Raw genomic sequence first — 20749 nt, forward strand, 5'->3', positions numbered from 1 at the left:
CCATTCGAACGCCAATGTTCGACCATGGTTTGGCAAAGGCCGTGTCCGCACCGTTCCGACGCCGCATCATGGCCCCCATCCGCCCCGTGGCCTGAGCGGGCGTCGGCGGAAGCGCGGACAGCGTTCGGGCCTGGTCAGCCGGAGCGCTCGTCCCACTGGGTGGCGGTCCGGTTGCCGGTGCCGTCGCAGGTGCGGCAGATCTCGTCCCGGTAGGCGTGCTTGGCGCCGGTCGCGTCGACCCGGTAGCGCACGTACACGCCGGTGCCGTCGCAGAGGAAGCAGTTGCCGCCCCCGCCGCCCACCTCGGTGGTGCCGGTGCCCTGGCAGGTCCGGCAGCTGAGGCCGGCGGTCCGGCCGGTGCCCGCGCAGATGCGGCAGACCGTCGTCATCGGCTTCCTCCCTCGCGCGGAAACGGCTCGGCGCCGTCCGGAAGGGCCCGACACCACCGGTCATGGTAGTGGTGAAGGCACCCGGACCGACCCGGGTTCGGCCCGGGTAGACATGATCCGACGATCATCCTGTAGGACCAACGGCCGACCTCAGCCGGGGCCCGACCTCACTCCGGCAGACCCGTCCTCACTCCGGCAGGCCCTCGCGGACCCGCCGGGACACCGAGATCAGCTGGAGGTCCAGCAGCCCCGGCGGATCGGCCAGGCCCGGGCCGCCCGCGCGCACCCAGGCGCCGATCTCGTCGATCATGTCGTCCATCAGCACGAAGCCCAGCCAGACCGGCCGGCCGCCCGCCGCCCGGCCCTCCGCCGAGGGGCCGACCACCACCACGTTCGACTGGGTGCACACGTCCAGGCACTTGACCGCCCGGACCCGGCCCGCCGAACCCACCGCCGTCCGCAACCGCTCGTACTGGCCCGCGTGGTCCACCCCCGGGTGCTTGGCCTCGGTGCCGCAGCAGCAGCCCCGGCAGACCGTCACGGTCACGGGGGCACCGGCGCCCCGCTTGCGGTCCCGGGCACCGTCGCGCTCTCGGCGGCTCATCGGCTCTGCTCCCCCTCGTGGTCGGCGGCGCGCTCCGCACCGGCCCCCGCACTGTACCCGCAGGCCAGCGGGCATCCCAGACCCTTAGGATGCGCACGGCCCACGGGCCACCACACGACTCACGAACAACAAGGGGAGGACGGCCTGATGCCGAAGCGAAGGGGCCGCCGCGGTACATGGATATCGGTGGCCGTGGGGGTGGTCGGGGTCCTGTGCGCCGTGCTCGGGTTCGCCGTGATCGGCTCCGGCTACGGCTACCACCGCATGACGGGCGACACGATGTCGCCGGAGCTGCGGTCGGGCACCGGGCTCTGGACCGAACGGGTCCAGCCCGCGGACGTGCGCCACGGCGAGGTCTACGCCGTCGACTCCCCCTGGACGCTGCAGGGCATCGTCATCCAGCGGGCCATGGCCCTGGGCGGCGACCGCATCGCCTGCGTGAACGGGCAGTTCAGCCTCAACGGGAAGCCGGTCGACGAGCCGCCGGCCCGGCAGGTCCACACCTGCTACCTCGACTTCGACGTCACCGTCCCGCCGGGCCGGGCCTTCCTCATGGGGGACGTCCGCGGCGACGCCTTCGACTCCCGGATCAACCTGGCCGACCAGCAGGGCACCGTCGACCTCGCCAAGGTCGGCGAGCGGGTGGTGTGGCACAGCGGCGCCGACTCCGAGGCCCTGCCCGGCAAGCTCGCCGGCGCGCTCGTCGTGGCCGCGCTCGGGCTGCTGCTGGCCGTCATCGGCCTGATCGCGGCGATCGTCTTCGCCGTCCGCGGCCGGGCCGCCCGGCCGCTGGGGTTGGAGCCGCCGGCCACCTTCTGACGCCGTCGCCACCCGTCGGCACCCGGTCGACCAGCACTACGCAGCCAGGCCCTGACCGCCGGTTCCCGACCGGCCGGCCCTCGGTCTCACCGAAGGCGGGCCGGTCAGTCCGCTCGCAGGACACGGGAGACGTAGACCCGGGGCGGGTCCGCGTCCTCGTTCACCGCGTACTCCACCAGCCCGAGGTCCCGGCGCAGCGGGGCCGAGTGCATCCCGGGCCGGCCGGGCACCGGCATGCTCAGGCGGGGGAACGGATCCTCCCGCAGGTCGACCAGGAAGGCCACGACCGCCGAGAACACGTCGGCCGGCGTGCCAGGGTCGCCGAGGAACTCCTCCACGGCCGGGGAGACGGTGATCGGGTCGTCGTCGTCCGGGACTCGTCGTAGCCGCTCACAGGGCCCCGAGCCGGCGCAGGACCGCGGAAGCGGAGGCGCCGGGAGCGGTGCCGGCCTGGACGGCGGCGTGGATCCGGTCGCCCTCCGGGTCGCGGTACAGCTCCGCCCGCAGCCACCACCGCTTCAGTACGCCGCCGATCGTCTCGATGTCGGCTTCGCCCATCTCCCGGTAGAACTCCATGCGCTGCGCGGGCGGCAGGGCCGCGGCCACGCCGTCCTGGGTGCGGGGGACGGGCTGGCGGCTGTCGTGGTGACCGTGCAGGGGTGCTGCGCTCACCGTTCCTCCGAACGTCTCGTGCGGGCGGGACCGCTACCAGTGTCCTCCCCCAGGGGCCGGTCCGGTACCGCCTTCCGACCGCCGGGGCCCTCCCCTGTCCGGCCGAGGGACATGCCGCAGGCCCGGTAGCAGGGGCCGGGGGGCACCGCTACGCCACCGCCCGCGCCGCCGCCCGGCCCGCCGTGCGGCCCGAGAACAGGCAGCCGCCCAGGAAGGTGCCCTCCAGCGAGCGGTACCCGTGCACGCCCCCGCCGCCGAACCCGGCGGCCTCGCCGGCCGCGTACACCCCGGGCAGCACCTCGCCGTCGGGGCGCAGCACCCGGGAGGAGAGGTCGGTCTCCAGGCCGCCCAGCGACTTGCGGGTCAGGATGTTCAGCCGGACGGCGATCAGCGGGGCGGCGCCCGGGTCGAGGATGCGGTGCGGGGCGGCGGTGCGGATGAGCCGGTCGCCGAGGTGGCGGCGGGCGCCGTGGATGGCGGTGACCTGGAGGTCCTTGGCGAAGGGGTTGGCCAACTGCCGGTCGCGGTCCTCGACGGTGCGGCGCAGTTCGTCCGGGTCGATCAGCGGCTCGGCGGTCCTGGCGTTCATGCCCCGGGCGAGGTCGGCGAGGTTCCCGGCGACCACGAAGTCCCGTCCGTGCCGCAGGTGTCCCTGGACCGGGCCGGGGGCGCCGGGCAGCGCGCGTCCGAGCACGCCGCGCACCGACTTCCCGGTCAGGTCGGGGTTCTGCTCGGAGCCGGAGAGGGTGAACTCCTTCTCGACGATGCGCTGGTTGAGCACGAACCAGGTGTACTCGTACCCGGTGGTCATGATGTGTTCGAGCGTTCCGAGGGTGTCGAAGCCGGGGAACAGCGGGACGGGCAGCCGCCGGCCGCGGGCGTCCAGCCAGAGCGAGGACGGGCCGGGCAGGATGCGGATGCCGTGCCGGGCCCAGATCGGGTCCCAGTTCTCGATGCCCTCGGTGTAGTGCCACATCCGGTCGCCGTTGATCAGGCTGCCGCCGGCCCGGCCGACGACGTCCAGCATCAGTCCGTCCACGTGCGCGGGCACCCCGGAGAGCAGCCTGGCGGGCGGGGTGCCGAGCCGGGCCGGCCAGGCCTTGCGGACCAGGTCGTGGTTGCCGCCGATGCCGCCGGAGGTGACGATCACGGCCTGGGCGCGCAGTTCGAAGCCGCCGGCCGCCTCGCGCGAGCTGGCCTCGCCCCGGCCCGCCGGGCTGGGCACCAGCACCTCGCCGGTGACGGTGTCGACGGCGCCCGCGGTGGCGGACAGCCCGGTGACCCGGTGCCGGAAGCGCAGGTCCACCAGACCGCGGGCGGCGGCCGCGCGGATCCGCCGGACGAAGGGCGCCAGCAGTCCCGGTCCGGTGCCCCAGGTGATGTGGAAGCGCGGCACCGAGTTGCCCGGCCCGTCGGCGAGTTGACCGCCGCGCTCGGCCCAGCCGACCACCGGGAAGAACCGCACGCCCATGCCGTGCAGCCAGGAGCGCTTCTCGCCCGCCGCGAAGTCCACGTACGCCTCGGCCCAGCGGCGCGGCCAGGCGTCCTCGGGGCGGTCGAAGCCGGCCGTGCCGAACCAGTCCTGCCGGGCGAGGGCGTGCGAGTCGCGGATCCGCATCCGGCGCTGCTCGGGCGAGTCGATCAGGAAGAGCCCGCCGAAGGACCAGTGGGCCTGGCCGCCGAGGGAGGCCGCGGGCTCCTGGTCGAGCAGGATCACCTTCCGTCCGGCGTCGGCGAGTTCGGCGGTGGCGGCGAGGCCCGCGAGGCCCGCCCCGATGACGATGACGTCGGCGTCCAGGGCCATGCGCAGTCCTCCGTGGCGGCTCGCGGTGGCGGCGCGCCCGGGACGCGCCGTCGCTGTGCGCCCGATACTGCGGCCTGCGGTGACGTCCGGTCAACCGGCGGGTAACAACCGCCGGCGTGAATTCCGCTCCACGCCGTTTCGGAATTGCCGTCGACGGCCGGGCGATACCCGCGTGATTGCCGAGCGATACCCGGTGGAGCGAAATGCGAAATGCCGTTCGACACCGTTCGACCACATCTGACGGAATGTCGGCGATTTCCGCGCGAACCATGGACGTCCGGGAAACACGGCAGTAACTTACCTGCGAGTAGCCGTAGTCCGGCTCCGCACGAACCCCCACCCGTCGTTTCTCTCCCCCAGGAGGAACCGTGCTCCGTCCTGCCCGGAAATCCCGGCACCTCCGGAATTCCACCGCCCTCGCCGCCGTCGCCCTCGGCGCCGCGCTCGCGCTCACCTCCACCACCGCCCAGGCCGCCACCCAGGCGCCCCGGCACTACGTGGCGCTCGGCGACTCCTACGCCGCCGGCGCCGGAGTGCCGGGCCAGTCGGCCGGCCTGTGCCTGCGCTCCGACCGCAACTACGGCCACCTGGTCGCCGGCGCCCTCAAGGCCGGCCGGTACACCGACGTCACCTGCGCCGCGGCCAAGATCAAGGCGATGACGCAGCCCCAGTACGACGCCTTCATCCGGGTCAACGACCCGCAGCTGGACGCGGTCACCGCCGACACCGACCTGGTCACCCTCAGGATCGGCGGCAACGACCTCGCCGCCAGCGACCTCGGCCTCGGCGAACTGGTCGCCACCTGCATCGCCGGCGCCGTCGTCAACCCGTTCGGCACGCCCTGCAAGGACGTCTACCACCACGGCCACTGGGACTGGAGCACCATGTCCTGGCAGTACGGCACCGACGACCTCGCCGAGCGGATCCGCACCACCATCACCCCGCAGCTGACCGACACCCTCAAGCGCATCCACGCCAAGGCGCCCGGGGCCCGGGTGCTGCTGGTCGGCTACCCGTCCGTCCTGCCCGCCGACGGCTCGACCTGCGTGCTGCGCCAGCCCGTCACCCCGGGCGACGTCGAGTACATGCACGGGGTGCTCGACAAGCTGAACGCCGCCCTGAAGTCCACCGCGGCCGCGAACGGCGCGACCTACGTGGACACCGCGACGCCGACCCTCGGGCACGACGTCTGCTCGGACGACCGCTGGATCGAGGGCGCGCTGCCCGGCTCGCCCGCCGTGCCGTTCCACCCGAACGCGACCGGCGAGCAGGTGATGGCGCAGGCGGTGCTCGCGGCGCTGAAGTAGCGGCGGGGCAGTGCCACAGCGGTGCTGGAGACGATGCGGCCGGAAAAGCCCCGAGGGGCCGGTGACCAGACCCCGGTCACCGGCCCCTCGGTTCTCGTGACGCGCGCTACTCGGACTTCGCGGAGGCGGAGGCCGAGCCGGAGCCGGTGGCCGAGGCGGCGGCCAGCCCGGCCGACCACTTCTCCTCGACGTTGCCGAGCTTCCAGTAGGCGATCGCCGCGGCCCAGGTGAGCACGAACAGTCCGACGATCGCGTAACCGACGAAGTTGAGGTCCAGCCCGCCGATCCAGGCGATCGGGCCGCTGGTGATGTCCAGCTTCTCGCCGAGCAGGCCGATCAGCTCGATCGAGCCGATCACCAGCGCGACGAGCACCGACAGCCCGGTGACGGTCAGGTTGTAGTAGATCTTGCGGACCGGCTTGGAGAAGGCCCACTCGTACGCGAAGTTCATGAACGAGCCGTCGATGGTGTCCAGCAGGCTCATCCCGGCCGCGAACAGGATCGGCAGGGTGAGCAGCGCGTACCAGGGCAGCGAGAAGGCCGCCGCGCCGCCCGCCAGCACCAGCAGGGACACCTCGGTGGCGGTATCGAAGCCCAGGCCGAACAGCAGGCCCACCGGGTACATGTGCCAGGGCTTGGTGACGGCCCTGGTGACCTTGCCGAGGATGCGGTTCATCAGCCCGCGCCGCTCCAGCTGGCGCTCCAGTTCCGCCTCGTCGTAGTCGCCCAGGCGCATCCGGCGGAAGACCTTGAGGATGCCGTTGAAGGCGCCCAGGTTGATCAGGCCGAGCAGCAGCAGGAAGGTGCCGGAGACGGTGACGCCGATCAGGCCGGTCATCTCGTGCAGCGTCGAGTCGTCGGACTCCACCTGGCCGGCCAGCGAGCGGATGCCGAAGGCCAGCAGCGCGCAGAGGCCGAAGACGATCGAGGAGTGCCCGAGCGAGAACCAGAAGCCGACCGACAGCGGCCGCTTGCCCTGGCCCATCAGCTTGCGGGTGGTGTTGTCGATGGCGGCGATGTGGTCGGCGTCGAAGGCGTGCCGCATGCCGAGGGTGTAGGCGGTCAGGCCCATGCCCGCGCCGAACACCTGGCCGCCGACGGTGTAGTGCTCGGGCTCGACCAGCGCGAGCAGGGTGAACCAGCCGACGACGTGCAGCGCGAGGATGAATCCGCCCATTCCGGCCAGGCGGATCCACTCCTCACGGGTGAGCCGGTCGCGCCAGCGGGGGGCGGTCATCGTCGTGTCCTTTCGGTCGGGCGGTCGAAGCTGGGCCATCTTTCCGCCTTGACGCGCGCAGTTGCAAGTCATGCGCAATTACGGATTCGTCTCCCCCCGCTTCCGCACCGTTTCCGCCCCGCTTTCACACCGCTTCCCCCCGGCTTCCCCCGACTTCCGACCGACCCCCGGAGATCGTCACCACCCGTACAAGGCTTCGTAACCTCCCGGGGCTTTCACCGTGCGCTCTACGCGCGGATACTCCCGTTCTACGCGCGAAAACCTGAGCGCCGACCCCTCAACTCCCCACGGAGGAACGGCTCATGACGATCCGTATTCGAACCGCCGCGGCCCTGGCCGGTGCGGCGCTGCTCGCGGCCGGTCTCACCACCCCCGTCGCCACCGCCGCGCCGGGCCCCACCGCCCCCACCACCCGGGCCGCCGCGGCCGGCGCCACCCCGCACCGGGTGCTGTTCGACAACAGCAAGGCCGAGACCGCGGGCAACGCCGACTGGATCATCAGCACCAGCCAGCCCGACCCGCTGGCCCAGAACGCCAACCCCACCACCGAGAAGAGCTGGACCGGCGCCCTCTCCGCCTGGGGCGTCGCCCTCCAGAAGACCGGCCAGTACAGCCTGAAGACCCTCCCGGCCGGCTCCACCATCAGCTACGGCACCGGCGCCGCGCTCGACCTCGCCAACTTCGACACCTTCGTGATCCCGGAGCCCAACATCCGGTTCAGCGCGAGCGAGAAGACCGCGATCATGAAGTTCGTCCAGAACGGCGGCGGGCTCTTCCTGGTCTCCGACCACGTCAACAGCGACCGCAACAACGACGGCTGGGACTCCCCGAAGATCATCAACGACCTGCTGACCAGCAACGGGGTGAACAACAACGACCCCTTCGGCTTCTCGGTCGACCTGCTCAACATCACCACCGACAACCCGCGCGCGGTCAACGACGCGACCGACCCGGTGCTGCACGGCCCCTTCGGCACCGTCACCGGCTCGATCCTGCGCAACGGCACCACCTTCACCCTCAAGCCCGCCGACAACCCGAACGTCAAGGGCCTGGTCTACCGGACCGGCTACAGCGGCAACACCGGCGCCTTCTTCGTCACCAGCACCTTCGGCTCCGGCCGGGTCGCGGTCTGGGGCGACAGCTCCCCGATCGACGACGGCACCGGCCAGTCCGGCAACACCCTGTACAACGGCTGGGACGACCCGGCGGGCACCGACGCCGCCCTCGCCCTCAACGCCACCGCCTGGCTCAGCAAGGCCTGACCGGCCGCGCCCCGGGTCGGGGCGGCTCGGCCCCGGGGTGCCCCCGCCAGGGCTGCTCGCCAGGAAAAGGGCCGCTCCCTCCCCTACTGTCGGAGTACCGACGCCCGCGGCGCGCTCGTACGGAGCGGCACCCCGTCCGTACGCGCCGCGGGCCCGCCGGTGCTCCACCGGCCCGGGACCGACAGGAGCGGCCGATGCCGTCCTACCCCTTCCACACCACCCGCGAGGACCTACGCGTCCCGCTGCCGGACGGCACGCGGCTGGCCGCCCGGCTGTGGCGGCCGGTCGGCGACGAGCCCGGCCCCGCGCTGCTGGAGTACTCCGGCGGCCGCCTCACCGACCGGACCGCCGCCGAGGACGCCCGCCGCCACCCCTGGTACGCGGGCCACGGCTACACCGCCGTCCGGGTCGACACCCGCGGGCACGGCAACTCCGAGGGCGTCCCCGGCGAACCCGGCGGCGACCAGGAGCTGGCCGACGGCGCCGCCGTGGTCCACTGGCTCGCCCGCCGCCCCTGGTGCAACGGCCGGCTCGGCCTGCTCGGCGTCGGCGCGGCCGGCACCACCGCGCTGCGGCTCGCCGCCCGAACCCCCGAGACCGTCGGCGCCGTGGTCACCGCCTGCCCCGAGGGCGGGCACCGGACCGGCGGCGCCGTACTCGCCGCCGACCTGCAGACCCGGCTCACCGCCCTGGTCGCCGACGCCGCCCTGCCGCCCGACCCGCGGTACGTCGGCGACGCCTGGCGGGCCGCCTGGCTGGCCCGGCTGGAATCCCTGAACCCGCCCGTCGACGACTGGCTCGCGGCCGGCGAGAGCACCGTCCCGGTGTCCGTGCCCACCCTCGCGGTGGCCGGCTGGGGCGACCCGTCCTGCTCCTTCGTGCTGCGGCTGCTCGCCGAGTCCCCCACCGCGCGCGCCCTGATCGGCCCCTGGCCGCACGGCCTGCCCGAGGCCGCCCTGCCCGACACCCTGCGCTGGTGGGACCACTGGCTGCGCGGCGTCGACACCGACGCCCTCCAGGAACCCGCCCTGCGCAGCTGGCTCACCACCCGCTGGACCGGCGACGAGGCCTGGCCCTCCCCCGACGTCCGCGCGATCCACTACGGCCTGGACGGACCGCTGCGCACCGCCGGCACCGCCTCCGACGAGCGGTACGTCCGGGTCCGCTCCCCGCAGCACACCGGCCTCAACGCCGGCGCCTACGTCCCGCACGGCCGCCCCGCCGACCAGCCGCCCGACCAGCGGGAGGAGGACGGCCGCTCGGTCTGCTTCGACTCCCAGCCGCTGCCCGAACCGGTCGAACTGCTCGGCACCCCGACCGTACGGCTGCGGCTGCGCGAGGACGACGCGCCCGCCCAGGTGGCCGTCCGGCTGTGCGCGGTCGGCCCGGACGGCACCTCGGACCTGGTCACCCGGGGCGTCCTCGCCGCCGGGGGCCCGGACGCCGAGGTCGAACTCGCGGCCTGCGCCTCGACCATCCCGGCCGGGCACCGGCTGCGGCTCGCCCTCTCCTCCGTCTACTGGCCCTGGGTGTGGCCCCCGGCCGAGGACACCGGGTACGGCGTCGACCCGTCCCGCTCCACCCTCAGCCTGCCGGTGCGCCACCTCGCCGCCGACGTCGGCACCCGGCCCGTCACCTTCGAACCCCCGATACTGCCCGAACCGCTCGCCGTCCACCTCACCGAACCGCTCACCGCCCGGCCCGAGCACCTCACCGTGCACGACATCGGCCGCCACGAGTGGCGCGCCGAGTTCTCCCCCGCCACCGACGGCACCCGCACCCACCCCGACGGCCTGGTCCGCGACGAACACACCGTCACCGCCTACCGCGTGCTCACCGGCGCCCCGCTCAGCGCCCAGGCCCGCACCGACCACACCGTCCGCCTGGAGCGCCCCGACATCGGCTGGGACGTCACCGTCCAGACCCGCACCCAACTGCGCTGCGACGCCGGGCACTTCCTCAGCATCGTCCAACTGCGGGCACTGGAGGGCGGATCGGAGGTGTTCGCCCGGGAGTGGCAGCACCGGGTGCCCCGGGAGAGCTGATCAAAGATTCACTTATGCACTTGCCTCACATTTCGATTCGGACTTATAAATGGCCCCATGAAGACCATCGGCCTGATCGGCGGCATGAGCTGGGAATCCACCGCCGAGTACTACCGCCTGCTGAACCGACTCACCCGCGAGCGCCTCGGCGGACTGCACTCCGCCCGACTCGTGCTCTACTCCGTCGACTTCGCGCAGATCGAGCGACTGCAGACGGCCGGCCGGTGGGAGGAGGCCGGCGAAGTCCTCGCCGACGCGGCCCGGTCACTGGAGGCGGCCGGCGCCGACCTGCTGCTGATCTGCACCAACACCATGCACAAGGTCGCCGACCAGGTCGCGGCGGCGGTCTCCGTCCCCCTGCTGCACCTGGCCGACACCACGGCGGCCGCCGTCCGGGCGGCGGGCCTGCGGCGGGTCGGGCTGCTCGGGACGGCCTTCACGATGGAACAGGACTTCTACCGCGGCCGGTTGGCGGCGGGCGGCCTGGACGTCCAGGTGCCGCAAGCCGACTCGCGCGCCCTGGTCCACCGGGTGATCTACGAGGAACTGTGCGTCGGACTGGTCCGCGAGGAGTCCCGGGCGGCCTACCGGCGGGTGATCGGGGAACTGGTGGCCGGGGGCGCGGAAGGGATCATCCTCGGCTGCACCGAGATCGAACTGCTCGTCCGGCCGGAGGACAGCCCGGTGCCCGTCTTCCCCACCACCCGACTGCACGCCGAAGCGGCGGTCGACGCCGCCCTGGCCGTCCCCTGAACCCCGACCGCCGCCCTGAGGTGCGCGGTCGGCGGGCACCGGGACAATGGTGAGCGGACCGGTTTCTCCAGCACTCCGCCCCGCGCCGCCCACCCCGAAACCGGGGGCCACGGGGCGCGAACGAGAGGGACGACCATGGCCGTTTCCAGCACCCCGATCAACCTCACCCTCGCCGCCCACGTCGGCATCTCGGTCTCCGACCTGGACGCGTCGATCGCCTTCTACACGGCCCTCACCGGGCGGGAGCCCGTCGCGCAAGGCACCATGCACAGCGTGCCGTTCGGGAAGTCGCAGGGCCTGCCCGTGGCGAAGCTGCGCTACGCCACGATCAACCTGGACAACAGCCTCGGCATCGACCTCATCCAGTTCCAGGAACCGGTCGGCGAACGGACCGGCGGCGTGGCCAACCGGCCCGGCTCGATGCACCTGTGCCTGCGGGTCGACGACTTCGACGCCGTGTACTCGCGGATGAAGGACGCCGGCTACGACTTCCTTGGCGACGACTACACCTTCATCGAGGGCGAGGTCACCCCGGACGCCGCGCTCGGCACCCGGGTCGCCTACTTCAACGACCCGGACGGCACCAACCTGGAGATCATCCGCCCCGAAGGCGGCTTCGCCAGCTAGGAGTTCGCGGCGGCCGGCTGCCGGGGCTACCCGCGCAGGGCGGCGCGGGCGCGGGCGACGCCTCCGGGGGTGGCCCCGGCCCCGGTGCCGACGGCGACGGTTCTCGTGCCCAAGCCCGCGCAGGCACGGCAAATGCCTTGGCGGGGCACCGGGTCGTGGCAGCGACCGCACTCGGCGTACGAGGCCGGTGGGATTTCAGGGCGTTCCGGTGGCAGCTTCCGTTGCAGGCGGTCCCGGAGGATCGCCACCGGGGAGTGCACTGGCTGCGGCAGTCCGGGGAGCAGGGCGTGGGCCAACTCGGCTTCGTCGCAGCCCCGTTCCAGCCACTGCGTGACGAGTGGTGCCAGCGCGCGGGCCTCGGCCTCGCCGAGGCGCAGGCGGGGTTCGGGCCGGATCACCCGGAACAGGGTGGCCACGGCGGCCCGCGTCCGTTCATCCGGGAGGGTGGGTTCTTGTCCCGGGTCCTTTACGGGAGGGGTGACAGCGCGGCCGGAACTCCCTCCACCGGAGGCCGGGCGGGGGACAGCCGGTTCGGGCTGCGGGGTGTCGAAGACGTGGGCCTCGGACCGGACCGTCCCGTCGGCCATCCGGACCCTGTCGACCCGGTAGTACCCGGCGTCCTTCAGTTCCTTGAGGGCCCGCCGGACGGCGCCCCGCCCCTGCGGACTGCTGTCCGCCATCTGCCGCCCGTCCTCCCGCCACCCGTCGGGGCGGGAGAGCAGGTCGGCGAGGAGGCCACGAGCGGTGTAACTCAACCGCCGGTCCTGCAACAGGCCGTTCGGAAGCACGCTGAACGCGCGCGAATGAACGCTACGATGAATCCGCATCTGGAGGTCGATCTCCTGGTGCCAGACCCCGGGGTGTTCCCGCACCGCCGGGGTCTCCTATGTTCTGTTGACGATGCGGAAAGTAGCACAGCGACTACGAAGAGTGCGAACCGTTCGAGCGCAAAGCCCGGACCCCCACATCACGCACGCCCCTACCTTTGGCGTGGGAAGTCGGCGGGGCCGACTTCCCACGCAGAGCACGGTGTTCAGGAGTGGGCGCGTTCGATCGCTTCGAAGATGTCCGCATCGGTCTCCTGCTGCCACGACGGCAGGTCGACCCAGTCGGCGACATAGCCCGGCTTCGGATTCTCGATGTGCTTGTGGATCTGAGCGATCCAGCAGGTAGCGACGAAGCGGCCCTTCTGCTCCCGGGTGAGCTTGGACGTGTTCCCGCCGCTCACGCTGATGAAGTCTTGGACCTGCCCGAACACGGCAGCGGCGCACTCCCGCTCCCACTCGGGAGTCTCCTCCCACGGGGCGACATAGCCCGCCTTCGGCTCACCCGGGTAGTGCTTCGACACCCCCGCGATCCAAGCCTCGCGGAAAATCCGCCCATCAGTCGACATGCGTTACTCCTTCGTCAGACGGCACTGTCAAGCGCCGAAAAGCGGTCGAAGACGAGTGTCGGTGGCGTCACGCGAGGTAGACCTTCTGCCACTCCAGGGACGTCATGGTCAGCGCGGCTTCGGCGAGGGCGTGGGCCGACTCGGTCTTGAGGCTGCCGAGGCTGCTGTCGATCCACGGCTGGACGTTCCGGTAGCCCTGCTCGCGGTACTCCACGGCCTGGATCAGGCACTCCAGCTTGTCCGCGTCGTGGGCGACCGTGACCTCCAGACTCTCGGCGTTCTCGTACTCCTCCACGAGGGCCTGGAGTCCGGCAACGACGGCCGGGTGAGCGGCGCTGACCTGGTCGGCGGTCACCCGCTCGTTCGACGCCGCGGTGAGGTAGCGCCGACTGATGTGCGGGATATCGCTGACCCGGGTCTCCTGGGTGTCATGGAAGAGGCACAGCAGGGCAACCTTGGCCGGGTCGGCACCCTCCATCATCGCGAGCACCGCGCCGATGACACCCGTCCGGAACGAGTGCTCAGCGATCGACTCGGGGTCCTTGACGCCGGCGATCCACCAGCCCTGGCGCTTCGCCCGCTTGAGCATGCCCGCCTCGAACAGGTAGCTCGCGGTGCCCCTCGCCTGCTTGTCGTCCGTCATGGCTGTCCTTCGCTGCCGGAGCGATTGTCGCTGCAACCGCCTACCCACAGACCGTAATACACAGACTCCGACTCTCGACGGGCCACCGTGAAAGGCCGTCACCATCAAATCGACACGGGGGCTCGCCGCGCCAGCGCGGTGAAGCGTGCTACGCCTCCGGCGGCACGCTGTAGCGACTCAAGACCTCATCCGCCGTGGACTTCTCCAGCAGGCGCAGCTCCCAGGGCCCGGTGTTGACGTCGAACTCCTTGCCGAAGCCGACCCACTTGCCGGCCATGCGGCGCCCGGTCGGATCGACCAGCAACTGAATGGCGCCGTGGTACCTGGCCCCCTGGTAGTAGCCGTCCTGTGCGGTCTGCTCCACCCACGAGCCCGTCACGACGTTCCGGTCGACGGTGAGGTCGAACGACAGCGGCGAGTCGGGATTGGACGACCCGCCGGGGAGCGACCGGCCGGTGATCCGGTTCCCGCTCTGGGACAGTACGACGTGGTGCAGGCCGGTGAACGTGTTCTCCCGGCTGCTGCTGAAGAACTCGTAGTGGCTGACCCAGACCCCCGAGTAGTCCTCACCCGTGGGAGCGGGTGCGGCCTGCACGGGCACGCCCGGTTCGTCGCTGCTCATGTCATGGCCTCCCGTACCGTTCGCGGTACCTGCGGGCGGACGCCGGTGAGGACGTCCGCAACTGGTCGTCCAGGACCCTGATCCGTTCGGTCATCGCCGCGACGGACTGGGCCGCCGAGGCTCCCCACGTCGATCAGTCCTGACACCGTATCCGTCGACTGGCCGGCGGAAGTAGCTATCTCATGGAATCCGGCCGCGCACCAGCCGACCAACGTCAACGTTGTTTGACCGAATGATCTGTGACCAGGCGAGTTCGAGGGTACGGTCCCCTATGCAGGGTTCAAGGAATTCACGAGATGGGGCCAGCGTGGCACCTCCGGACGGAATCAGCACCGGCCAGCGCATCGCCGCCTACGAAGATGTGAGAGGCCTGAGCCATCGGCAACTCGCTGATCGTGCTCACGTCTCGTACAGCCTGCTCACGAAGGTGGTGGCCGGGCACAAGCCGGCGACGCCGGAGTTCGTTGCAGCGGTGGCCAGGGCTTTGGGAGTTGAGCCCGGCGACCTCCAACCGCCCCCGTACAGCGACGGGACGGCAGATGACCCGTTGGTCCCGCTGATGGGCCCGATCCGTACGGTGCTCGATCTGTACAACCTGCCGCCGCAGGAGGCCGTTCGGCCTCGCGCCCTGCCCGCGCTTCGGGCAGCGGTACGACAGGTGAACACGCTGGCCCAGGCCGCGAAGTACAAGCCGATGGTGGCGATGCTGCCGGGCCTGCTGGTCGAACTGCACACGGCCGCACACGAGTTCACCGGTGAGCAGCAGCGGCAGGCGTGGGGCCTGCTGGCGGAGGCCTACCGGTGCGGGCACTCGGTCGGGATCGCCATCGGGCTGATCGACCTGTCCGCGACCGCACTGGCCCGGATGGACTGGGCCGCGGAGCGGGCCGGCGACCAGGCACCCGCGCTACGGGCCGCCCGCGAGTACCTGCGGGTCACCGCCTACCTGCGCGTCGGCGACCTCGCGGCCTGCCGGCGCCTCCAGGAGTCCGGCCGCGGCCACCTGGAGGGGACCGACGCCAAGACTCCGAGCGCACTGGTCACCACCGGGCAACTGCACCTCGGCTCGGCCGTGGTCGCCGCCCGCGCCGGACAGAAGGACCTGATGCAGCACCATCTGGACGAGGCTGAACACGTAGCCGCCCGGACCGGCGAGCAGCCGGACCTGTCGCTGCACTTCGGGCCCACCAACGTGCAGGTGCACCGGGTGATGACCCTGGTGGAGGCCGGCGAGCACGACCGGGCGGTGGCCGCCGCGAAGGGGCTGCGCTTCCCCACCGGATGGGCCCCGACCAGGATCGGGCACCACCACATCGACCTGGCCCGTGCCTACCGATGGATGGCCCGACCGGAGGCCGCACTCGACCAGCTCGACGCCGCGTACGCGGTCGCACCCGACCAGGTATCCCGGCATCCGCTCGCCCGCGAGACCGTGACCGCACTGTCACGCTCCGCTAGCCGCCGGAGTCTGCGGCTGTCAACCTGGATCACCCGAACGGGTATCTGACGATCTTTCACTTCTGGTGAAATTCAAGGCCTTCCAGCAGCGGCATCGTGGTGCTCAGCACCCCGAGAAGCGACGCCTCGGGGTGCGAGCCCGGTCGGGTCCGGGCTCGCACACACCACTGCCGCATCCCTTGGAGCCCGCGATGGCCGCCGCACCCCGCCCTTCGTGTCCTGCCCAGACGCCGACACCCGGGCCGCGCAGATCCGCCGAGGACCGCCTCCGACGGAACGCCCTGGCCACCGCAGCGGCCGGCTGGGCAGAGTTCGCCCCGACCGCTGACCCCCGGGCCCGCCGGGCCTCGTGAGTTCGGAGACGGCTCTCTCCCCGCTTGCAGCACGCCCCGCCCCGGTCGGGTGTCCAAACCCCCGATCGGCGGCAGGCCTGGCGTACGTCGCACTTCCTTCACATGCTCCCGCCCCGCCCCTCCGAGGTACCCCCATGTTCACGTCCCGTCGTCCTCGCATGTTCGTCGCCCGGCTCTCCTCTCGGGCCGAATCCGCGCCCCTGGCCCGGTACTTGCTCCAGGCCTACCTCTCCGGGCTGCCCTCCGGGGACCGCTACCGCGACACCGCCGAACTGCTCCTCGGCGAGCTGTTCGCCAACGCCGTCCAGCACTCCGACGGGCCCGACGACTGCCACATCCAAGTCCGCTTCGCCCTCACCGGCTCCCGGCTGCGACTGGAGGTACACGACGCCGGTAGCGGCCGCCCCTCGGTCCGTACCACCGCGCCTGACGACCAGCACGGGCGCGGCCTCTACCTCGTCAACGAGCTGGCCGAGCGCTGGGGCTGCGCCTCCCGCCCGTACGGCTTCGGCAAGTTCCTCTGGGCCCACATCGCCCCCGCCGCCGCCTGAAAGCCCGACTCCCCATGCACCTCACGACCCTCACCCGGCACACCCTCTCCCGTGGCACCACCCCCGCCGCCACCTACGCCCATGGCAGCCTCCGCTCCGGCCACCACCACGGCCCCACCCGCTGGTTCACCACCGGAACCCTCACCATCACCACCCACCGCATCACCTGCACCCTCACCCACTACCGCACCCGCGCAACCCACCCGTAAGCGCAGGAAGTCGGCCAGGCCGACTTCCCGCGCAGCAGACATCGAGAGGCCAAGATGACCACGATCCAGCGCGCCACTGCACACGCCACCACCTGCTGGCTCCAGGGCCGCTCGGTCTCCTCGCGTGCGAGAACGTCGTGCTGCGCGGGCACTGCGAACGGGCCGACCACCGGGACTTGATGGCCTGGCCGCACTGGGCGCTGAAGCACCTGTATGACCCAGTCGGAGTCATGTTCGGCAAGTTCCCCCAGGGCGCTGCCGAGACCAGTCGGCGCAGGCAGAGGATCCCGCCGCCGCCCTTCTCGTTCCTCCCGGTACGGGCGGGCGTCCGGCCGCTGGACCCGCGATTCCTGGAGACCGCCCCCGACCTCGCGGCGGCGCTAGCCGTGTCGGGTGACGACGGCCGAGACGTGTTCAAGCACATCTCTTGTGAATGGAAGGCAGTTCGAGAATGGGCGAGTTCCTTGCCGAGGCCCGCGAAGCGCTGAGGACGGCGGAGGCCTTCTGTGGGCCGGTCGAGCTGACGGAGGTCAGCAACCGCCGGGTCTCGGCGGTGTGGAAGGCCACCGGTCCGCGCGGTGTGGTGAGCATCAAGCTCGGCACCGGCGAGGCCGCCGAGGTCACCGCCCGCGAAGCCTCCGTCCTCGACCAACTCCCCGGCTACACCGTGACCGCCGGCCGCTTCGCCGACGGCATCTGGTACGTCACCCCTTGGCTCGCCGGCCCCTCCACCTGGCAGGTCTTCCGCCCCGTGCGCAAGAGCGACGGCGGAAAGGACGAAGCCCTCGCCGCCGCCGTCGAACTGTGCCGCGCCGTCGCGGACCTCCACGCCGACGGGTGGGTGCACGGCGACCTTCAGCCCGCGCACGGCATCCACGGCGAAGACAAGGTGCGCCTCATTGACTTCGCCTGGTCCCGCAGGATCGACAGCACCCCGTGGCCGACGTTCGAGGGCACGATGATCCACCTCACCGCGCCCGAACTGGCCGCCCGGATCATCAACGGCCCCCAGCCCGTCACCACGACCCAGACCGCCGACGTCTACGCCCTCGCCGGAACCCTGTGGACCTGCACCACCGGCACGTGGCCGCTGGACTACGACACCGCAGGCCTCCCAAAGGGCACGCCCGTGGAGGAGATCCGCAAGGCCATCGCCTACCGGGCCATCCCGATGTCCACCGCGATGCCCTGGCCCGCCCTTCAGGCCCGGCTGCGCTGCGTCCTGCTGGCCGCCCCCGACGAGCGGCCCACTGCCGCCGAACTGGCGAAGCTCATCGAAGCGGTGGGCGGATGATCGAGCTGCGGGAGCTGCGCCCCGGCGACGAGGAAGCCCTGCTCCGGATCTACAGCGCGGAGTCGACGAAGTACCTGGGCCGGGCACCCATACAATCCCGCCTCCGGTCACGTCCTCCGCAAGACGGGGGTTCATCCCGACCGGCGAGCGCGCCGGCTTCAAGACCTACGCCCTCGGATCCACCGAACCGGGACACGAGCAGATCAGACAACCGCCCGGTGGCGAACCTACTACTGCCATGGGCAACTGACTGTCCATCGCTGGCAGATCGCCAACGATGACGTGGATGACCCCCTCTCCTTTTGCTTCCAAGGTGCTCCCTCATGCCCACTTCCCGTCGCCCCCGGGCTTTCGTCGCCCGGCTCTCCTCCCGGGCCGAATCCGCGCCCCTGGCCCGGTACTTGCTCCAGGCCTACCTCTCCGGTCTGCCCTCCGGGGACCGCTACCGCGACACCGCCGAACTACTCCTCGGCGAGCTGTTCGCCAACGCCGTCCAGCACTCCGACGGACCCGACGACCGCCACATCGAAGTCCGCTTCGCCCTCACCGGCTCCCGGCTGCGACTGGAGGTACACGACGCCGGTAGCGGCCGCCCCTCGGTCCGCACCGCCGCGCCTGACGACGAGCACGGGCGCGGCCTCTACCTCGTCAACGAGCTGGCCGAGCGCTGGGGCTGCGCCTCCCGCCCGTGCGGCTTCGGCAAGTTCCTCTGGGCCCACATCGCCCCCACCACCGTCTGAAAGCCCGACTCCCCATGCACCTCACGACCCTCGCCCGGCACACCCTCTCCCGTGGCACCACCCCCGCCGCCACCTATGCGCTCATCGCCCGCCTCGGCCACCCGCCCCTGCCCGTCGCGCGCGCCGTCTGCCTCGCCCTCGACATCCCCCACGCCGAAACCACCCGCCGCCTGGCCGAGTGCTACGACGCCCTCCTCGCCGACCACCACCCCGCCAGCGAGACCGACACCGGCGAACTCCTCGAAGCCCTCGGCGTCTTCGACGTCCCCAAGTCCCTCACCGACACCGAACTCGCCGTCGTCGACCACCTCCTCACCGCCGTCGACGCCCACGGCAGCCTCCGCCCCGGTCACCGGCACGGCCTCCAGCGCTGGTTCACCACCGGCAACCTCGCCACCGCCTACCTCTCCCTCACCGCCGCCCACCCCCTTCCCCGCACCGGCGACCCCGCCCTCTACTGGAGCACCCTCGTCACCGCCGGCGAACTCCTCGCCACCACGCTCCCCTCCGACCGCCGCATCACCTACGCCCTCACCCACTGCCGCACCCGGGCAACCCACCCGTAAGCACGGGAAGTCGGCCGGCGACTCTGCTGGCGAAGTATTCGATCTAGGTCAGGCTCAGGCCGTTGTTGCGATGCCGTGTTGGGTGCAGAGTGTGTGGATGCGGGTGGGGCGGCGGCTTGGTCTGGTGGTGGTGTCGAAGTGGGCGCCGAGTCGGCGGATGTTGACGGCCATGCCGATGAGGACGTTCTGGAGGTGGGTTTTGGCGAGGCCCCGGTAGCGGGATCGTCGCAGGCCGGGGCCTCGGACCGCTTGTGAGACGGTGCCCTCGATGCCGGCGCGGGCCCGGTAGGCCTCACGCCATCGGGGGGTGTCCTGTTCGGCCTGCATCCGTGTCCGGGCGGTATGGATCGGTTCGGGATGGATCTCCAGGACCCGGCCGAGGTGAGGGGCGCCGGTGGTGCACTGGGCGCGGATCGGGCAGGGGCGGCAGTCCGCGCGGGAGAAGGCGACGCGGATCAGGCCGTCCTTCTTCGGCCGCATGGAGATGCTGGTGGCCCCGGCGGGGCAGTGGGTGACGCCGCTGTGCCAGTCGACGTGGAAGTCCTTGGGGGTGAACGTGCCGCCCCGGGCGCCCCGGCCGGTCTGGACCGTGACGGGGGCGACAAGGGAGATGCCGCGTTCCAGGGACGCGCCGATGCCGGGCCCGCTGGGGTAGCCGGAGTCGAGCAGGTGCTCGCCGGGTTTCAGGTCCCGGGCGATGAGTTTGTCCTGGACGGGGGTGGTGGCCGTGACGTCGGGTTCGGTGGCGGGGGTGGTGTGGACGTCGGTGACCACGTGCGGCAGGCCCTCGTCGCAGGACTCGGTCAGGTGGCCCTTGGAACCGGTCCATTCCATGCGTGCGGCGCCGGGCGCGCCTTTGGTGCTGTAGCGGGCGTCAGGGTCGTGGGGTGAGCGCACGCGCTGTGCGGAGGGCGGCAGTTCCTCGGTGTCCCGGTAGCGCAGTCGGCCGGTGGTGGTGGCCTCGAAGTGCTGGTCCCACAGCTCGCGCAGGATTTTGACCTGCGGGAGGCCGTTCATCCGCACGGCGTCGGGGTCCGTGTCGATGGCGGCGATCAGGCTCTGCCCGTCGGCGCCGATCTGCTCGGCGAGCTTGAGGGCGGAGGCGCCTCTGCGGCGCAGGAGCCTGCCGGTCTCGACCTTGCGGCCGTAGCGTTCGTCCCAGCCGGGCCCGAGCAGCGGCACGACCAGGCCCGGGTCGGTGCGGGCGATCTCCTCCAGGGCCGCGCGCAGGGCCTCGCCCAGGCACTCGACGCGGTTCAGTGTGCGCACGCAGGCCAGCACGTGGGTGGAGTCGGTGCGCTGACGGCCGCCGGCCCGCACCAGGCCGGCGGCCTTCAGACGTTCCAGCATCAGCGAGAGCAGGGCATCCGCCCGGTTCCCGGCTGCCAGGCGGGCCCGGAA

22 protein-coding genes and 2 pseudogenes are annotated in these 20749 nt (G+C 71.9%); 13 read left to right on the forward strand and 11 right to left on the reverse strand.

The genetic code is table 11. From position 1 onward, the window contains the following. Positions 1-134: 134 nt before the first annotated feature. Together ACWDD9_RS23265 and ACWDD9_RS23270 are read right to left on the reverse strand one after the other, a co-directional pair. Positions 135-389, reverse strand: a complete 255-nt coding sequence (locus ACWDD9_RS23265) for a hypothetical protein (protein ID WP_049652766.1) — start codon at positions 387-389, stop codon at positions 135-137. Between the two features lie 187 nt (positions 390-576). Continuing rightward, positions 577-993, reverse strand: a complete 417-nt coding sequence (locus tag ACWDD9_RS23270) for a hypothetical protein (protein WP_049652764.1) — start codon at positions 991-993, stop codon at positions 577-579. A 147-nt stretch (positions 994-1140) separates the two neighbouring features. Between ACWDD9_RS23270 and lepB the strand changes: the two genes are divergently transcribed. Then, positions 1141-1812, forward strand: a complete 672-nt coding sequence (gene lepB, locus ACWDD9_RS23275) for a signal peptidase I (protein ID WP_449812572.1) — start codon at positions 1141-1143, stop codon at positions 1810-1812. 104 nt (positions 1813-1916) lie between these two features. Here the strand turns inward: lepB and ACWDD9_RS23280 are convergent, their stop codons facing one another. The 3 genes from ACWDD9_RS23280 to ACWDD9_RS23290 all read right to left on the reverse strand — a co-directional run bounded on the left by ACWDD9_RS23280 (position 1917) and on the right by ACWDD9_RS23290 (position 4288). Further along, positions 1917-2150: a hypothetical protein gene (locus ACWDD9_RS23280; RefSeq protein ID WP_449812573.1), complete on the reverse strand. Its 234-nt coding sequence runs from the start codon at positions 2148-2150 to the stop codon at positions 1917-1919. Between the two features lie 52 nt (positions 2151-2202). Continuing rightward, entirely contained in the window at positions 2203-2484 is a 282-nt protein-coding gene (locus tag ACWDD9_RS23285) for a hypothetical protein (protein ID WP_375873880.1), read from the reverse strand. A gap of 148 nt (positions 2485-2632) precedes the next feature. Next, on the reverse strand, positions 2633-4288 hold the full coding sequence (locus ACWDD9_RS23290) for an FAD-binding dehydrogenase (RefSeq protein WP_449812574.1): 1656 nt from the start codon (positions 4286-4288) through the stop codon (positions 2633-2635). A gap of 368 nt (positions 4289-4656) precedes the next feature. Here ACWDD9_RS23290 and ACWDD9_RS23295 point away from each other — a divergent pair, with 368 nt between their 5' ends. Then, a complete protein-coding gene (locus ACWDD9_RS23295; protein WP_449812575.1) occupies positions 4657-5595 on the forward strand; it encodes an SGNH/GDSL hydrolase family protein in 939 nt (312 codons plus the stop codon). A gap of 106 nt (positions 5596-5701) precedes the next feature. On the opposite strand, the gene ACWDD9_RS23300 is transcribed toward ACWDD9_RS23295, so the two are convergent. Beyond that, entirely contained in the window at positions 5702-6832 is a 1131-nt protein-coding gene (locus ACWDD9_RS23300; RefSeq protein WP_449812576.1) for a HoxN/HupN/NixA family nickel/cobalt transporter, read from the reverse strand. Positions 6833-7134: 302 nt separating this feature from the next. Here ACWDD9_RS23300 and ACWDD9_RS23305 point away from each other — a divergent pair, with 302 nt between their 5' ends. The 4 genes from ACWDD9_RS23305 (at position 7135) to ACWDD9_RS23320 (ending at position 11519) form a co-directional block, all read left to right on the forward strand. Continuing rightward, the gene (locus ACWDD9_RS23305) at positions 7135-8094 is read left to right on the forward strand and encodes a motility-associated ABC transporter substrate-binding family protein (RefSeq protein ID WP_117487313.1); all 960 of its coding nucleotides are present in this window, start codon (positions 7135-7137) and stop codon (positions 8092-8094) included. A 194-nt stretch (positions 8095-8288) separates the two neighbouring features. Beyond that, the gene (locus ACWDD9_RS23310) at positions 8289-10139 is read left to right on the forward strand and encodes a CocE/NonD family hydrolase (RefSeq protein ID WP_449812577.1); all 1851 of its coding nucleotides are present in this window, start codon (positions 8289-8291) and stop codon (positions 10137-10139) included. A gap of 57 nt (positions 10140-10196) precedes the next feature. Beyond that, positions 10197-10892 (forward strand): aspartate/glutamate racemase family protein, encoded by a 696-nt coding sequence (locus ACWDD9_RS23315; protein ID WP_449812578.1) that lies wholly within the window; start codon positions 10197-10199, stop codon positions 10890-10892. Between the two features lie 135 nt (positions 10893-11027). Next, positions 11028-11519 (forward strand): VOC family protein, encoded by a 492-nt coding sequence (locus ACWDD9_RS23320; protein WP_388048738.1) that lies wholly within the window; start codon positions 11028-11030, stop codon positions 11517-11519. 26 nt (positions 11520-11545) lie between these two features. Here ACWDD9_RS23320 and ACWDD9_RS23325 read toward each other — a convergent pair whose 3' ends face one another. The 4 genes and pseudogenes from ACWDD9_RS23325 to ACWDD9_RS23340 form a co-directional block, all read right to left on the reverse strand. Further along, positions 11546-12274 (reverse strand): hypothetical protein, encoded by a 729-nt coding sequence (locus ACWDD9_RS23325; RefSeq protein WP_449812579.1) that lies wholly within the window; start codon positions 12272-12274, stop codon positions 11546-11548. Positions 12275-12552: 278 nt separating this feature from the next. Beyond that, the gene (locus tag ACWDD9_RS23330) at positions 12553-12912 is read right to left on the reverse strand and encodes a hypothetical protein (RefSeq protein WP_449812580.1); all 360 of its coding nucleotides are present in this window, start codon (positions 12910-12912) and stop codon (positions 12553-12555) included. A gap of 67 nt (positions 12913-12979) precedes the next feature. Beyond that, positions 12980-13555, reverse strand: a complete 576-nt coding sequence (locus ACWDD9_RS23335; protein WP_449812581.1) for an HD domain-containing protein — start codon at positions 13553-13555, stop codon at positions 12980-12982. 148 nt (positions 13556-13703) lie between these two features. Further along, a pseudogene (locus ACWDD9_RS23340) lies at positions 13704-14201 on the reverse strand (XRE family transcriptional regulator); the annotation flags it as partial. Between the two features lie 247 nt (positions 14202-14448). Here ACWDD9_RS23340 and ACWDD9_RS23345 point away from each other — a divergent pair. From ACWDD9_RS23345 to ACWDD9_RS23375, 7 genes and pseudogenes are all read left to right on the forward strand, one after another. Then, positions 14449-14673: pseudogene (locus ACWDD9_RS23345) on the forward strand (helix-turn-helix domain-containing protein); the annotation flags it as partial. A gap of 162 nt (positions 14674-14835) precedes the next feature. Next, a complete protein-coding gene (locus ACWDD9_RS23350) occupies positions 14836-15684 on the forward strand; it encodes a transcriptional regulator (RefSeq protein ID WP_449812590.1) in 849 nt (282 codons plus the stop codon). Between the two features lie 438 nt (positions 15685-16122). After that, on the forward strand, positions 16123-16539 hold the full coding sequence (locus tag ACWDD9_RS23355; RefSeq protein ID WP_449812582.1) for an ATP-binding protein: 417 nt from the start codon (positions 16123-16125) through the stop codon (positions 16537-16539). A 14-nt stretch (positions 16540-16553) separates the two neighbouring features. Next, a complete protein-coding gene (locus ACWDD9_RS23360; RefSeq protein ID WP_449812583.1) occupies positions 16554-16748 on the forward strand; it encodes a hypothetical protein in 195 nt (64 codons plus the stop codon). Positions 16749-17199: 451 nt separating this feature from the next. Beyond that, a complete protein-coding gene (locus ACWDD9_RS23365) occupies positions 17200-18042 on the forward strand; it encodes a protein kinase domain-containing protein (protein WP_449812584.1) in 843 nt (280 codons plus the stop codon). Between the two features lie 323 nt (positions 18043-18365). Further along, positions 18366-18782, forward strand: coding sequence for an ATP-binding protein (locus tag ACWDD9_RS23370; protein ID WP_449812585.1), 417 nt, complete (start codon positions 18366-18368; stop codon positions 18780-18782). Between the two features lie 14 nt (positions 18783-18796). Further along, the gene (locus ACWDD9_RS23375) at positions 18797-19348 is read left to right on the forward strand and encodes a hypothetical protein (RefSeq protein WP_449812586.1); all 552 of its coding nucleotides are present in this window, start codon (positions 18797-18799) and stop codon (positions 19346-19348) included. A gap of 54 nt (positions 19349-19402) precedes the next feature. Here ACWDD9_RS23375 and ACWDD9_RS23380 read toward each other — a convergent pair. Beyond that, a partial coding sequence (locus tag ACWDD9_RS23380) for a transposase (RefSeq protein ID WP_449812587.1) occupies positions 19403-20749 on the reverse strand: 1347 nt, incomplete at its 5' end.

The sequence above is a fragment of the Kitasatospora sp. NPDC001119 genome, assembly GCF_053598475.1.

Excerpts from the sequence above, each read along its gene's own strand:
- ACWDD9_RS23360 (WP_449812583.1), top strand. The coding sequence starts at position 16,554 with ATGCACCTCACGACCCTCACCCGGCACACCCTCTCCCGTGGCACCACC.
- ACWDD9_RS23320 (WP_388048738.1), top strand. The coding sequence starts at position 11,028 with ATGGCCGTTTCCAGCACCCCGATCAACCTCACCCTCGCCGCCCACGTC.
- ACWDD9_RS23305 (WP_117487313.1), top strand. The coding sequence starts at position 7,135 with ATGACGATCCGTATTCGAACCGCCGCGGCCCTGGCCGGTGCGGCGCTG.
- ACWDD9_RS23370 (WP_449812585.1), top strand. The coding sequence starts at position 18,366 with ATGCCCACTTCCCGTCGCCCCCGGGCTTTCGTCGCCCGGCTCTCCTCC.
- ACWDD9_RS23315 (WP_449812578.1), top strand. The coding sequence starts at position 10,197 with ATGAAGACCATCGGCCTGATCGGCGGCATGAGCTGGGAATCCACCGCC.
- ACWDD9_RS23270 (WP_049652764.1), bottom strand. The coding sequence starts at position 993 with ATGAGCCGCCGAGAGCGCGACGGTGCCCGGGACCGCAAGCGGGGCGCC.
- ACWDD9_RS23365 (WP_449812584.1), top strand. The coding sequence starts at position 17,200 with ATGGGCGAGTTCCTTGCCGAGGCCCGCGAAGCGCTGAGGACGGCGGAG.
- ACWDD9_RS23355 (WP_449812582.1), top strand. The coding sequence starts at position 16,123 with ATGTTCACGTCCCGTCGTCCTCGCATGTTCGTCGCCCGGCTCTCCTCT.
- ACWDD9_RS23335 (WP_449812581.1), bottom strand. The coding sequence starts at position 13,555 with ATGACGGACGACAAGCAGGCGAGGGGCACCGCGAGCTACCTGTTCGAG.
- ACWDD9_RS23300 (WP_449812576.1), bottom strand. The coding sequence starts at position 6,832 with ATGACCGCCCCCCGCTGGCGCGACCGGCTCACCCGTGAGGAGTGGATC.
- ACWDD9_RS23290 (WP_449812574.1), bottom strand. The coding sequence starts at position 4,288 with ATGGCCCTGGACGCCGACGTCATCGTCATCGGGGCGGGCCTCGCGGGC.
- ACWDD9_RS23375 (WP_449812586.1), top strand. The coding sequence starts at position 18,797 with ATGCACCTCACGACCCTCGCCCGGCACACCCTCTCCCGTGGCACCACC.
- ACWDD9_RS23310 (WP_449812577.1), top strand. The coding sequence starts at position 8,289 with ATGCCGTCCTACCCCTTCCACACCACCCGCGAGGACCTACGCGTCCCG.
- ACWDD9_RS23330 (WP_449812580.1), bottom strand. The coding sequence starts at position 12,912 with ATGTCGACTGATGGGCGGATTTTCCGCGAGGCTTGGATCGCGGGGGTG.
- ACWDD9_RS23265 (WP_049652766.1), bottom strand. The coding sequence starts at position 389 with ATGACGACGGTCTGCCGCATCTGCGCGGGCACCGGCCGGACCGCCGGC.
- lepB (WP_449812572.1), top strand. The coding sequence starts at position 1,141 with ATGCCGAAGCGAAGGGGCCGCCGCGGTACATGGATATCGGTGGCCGTG.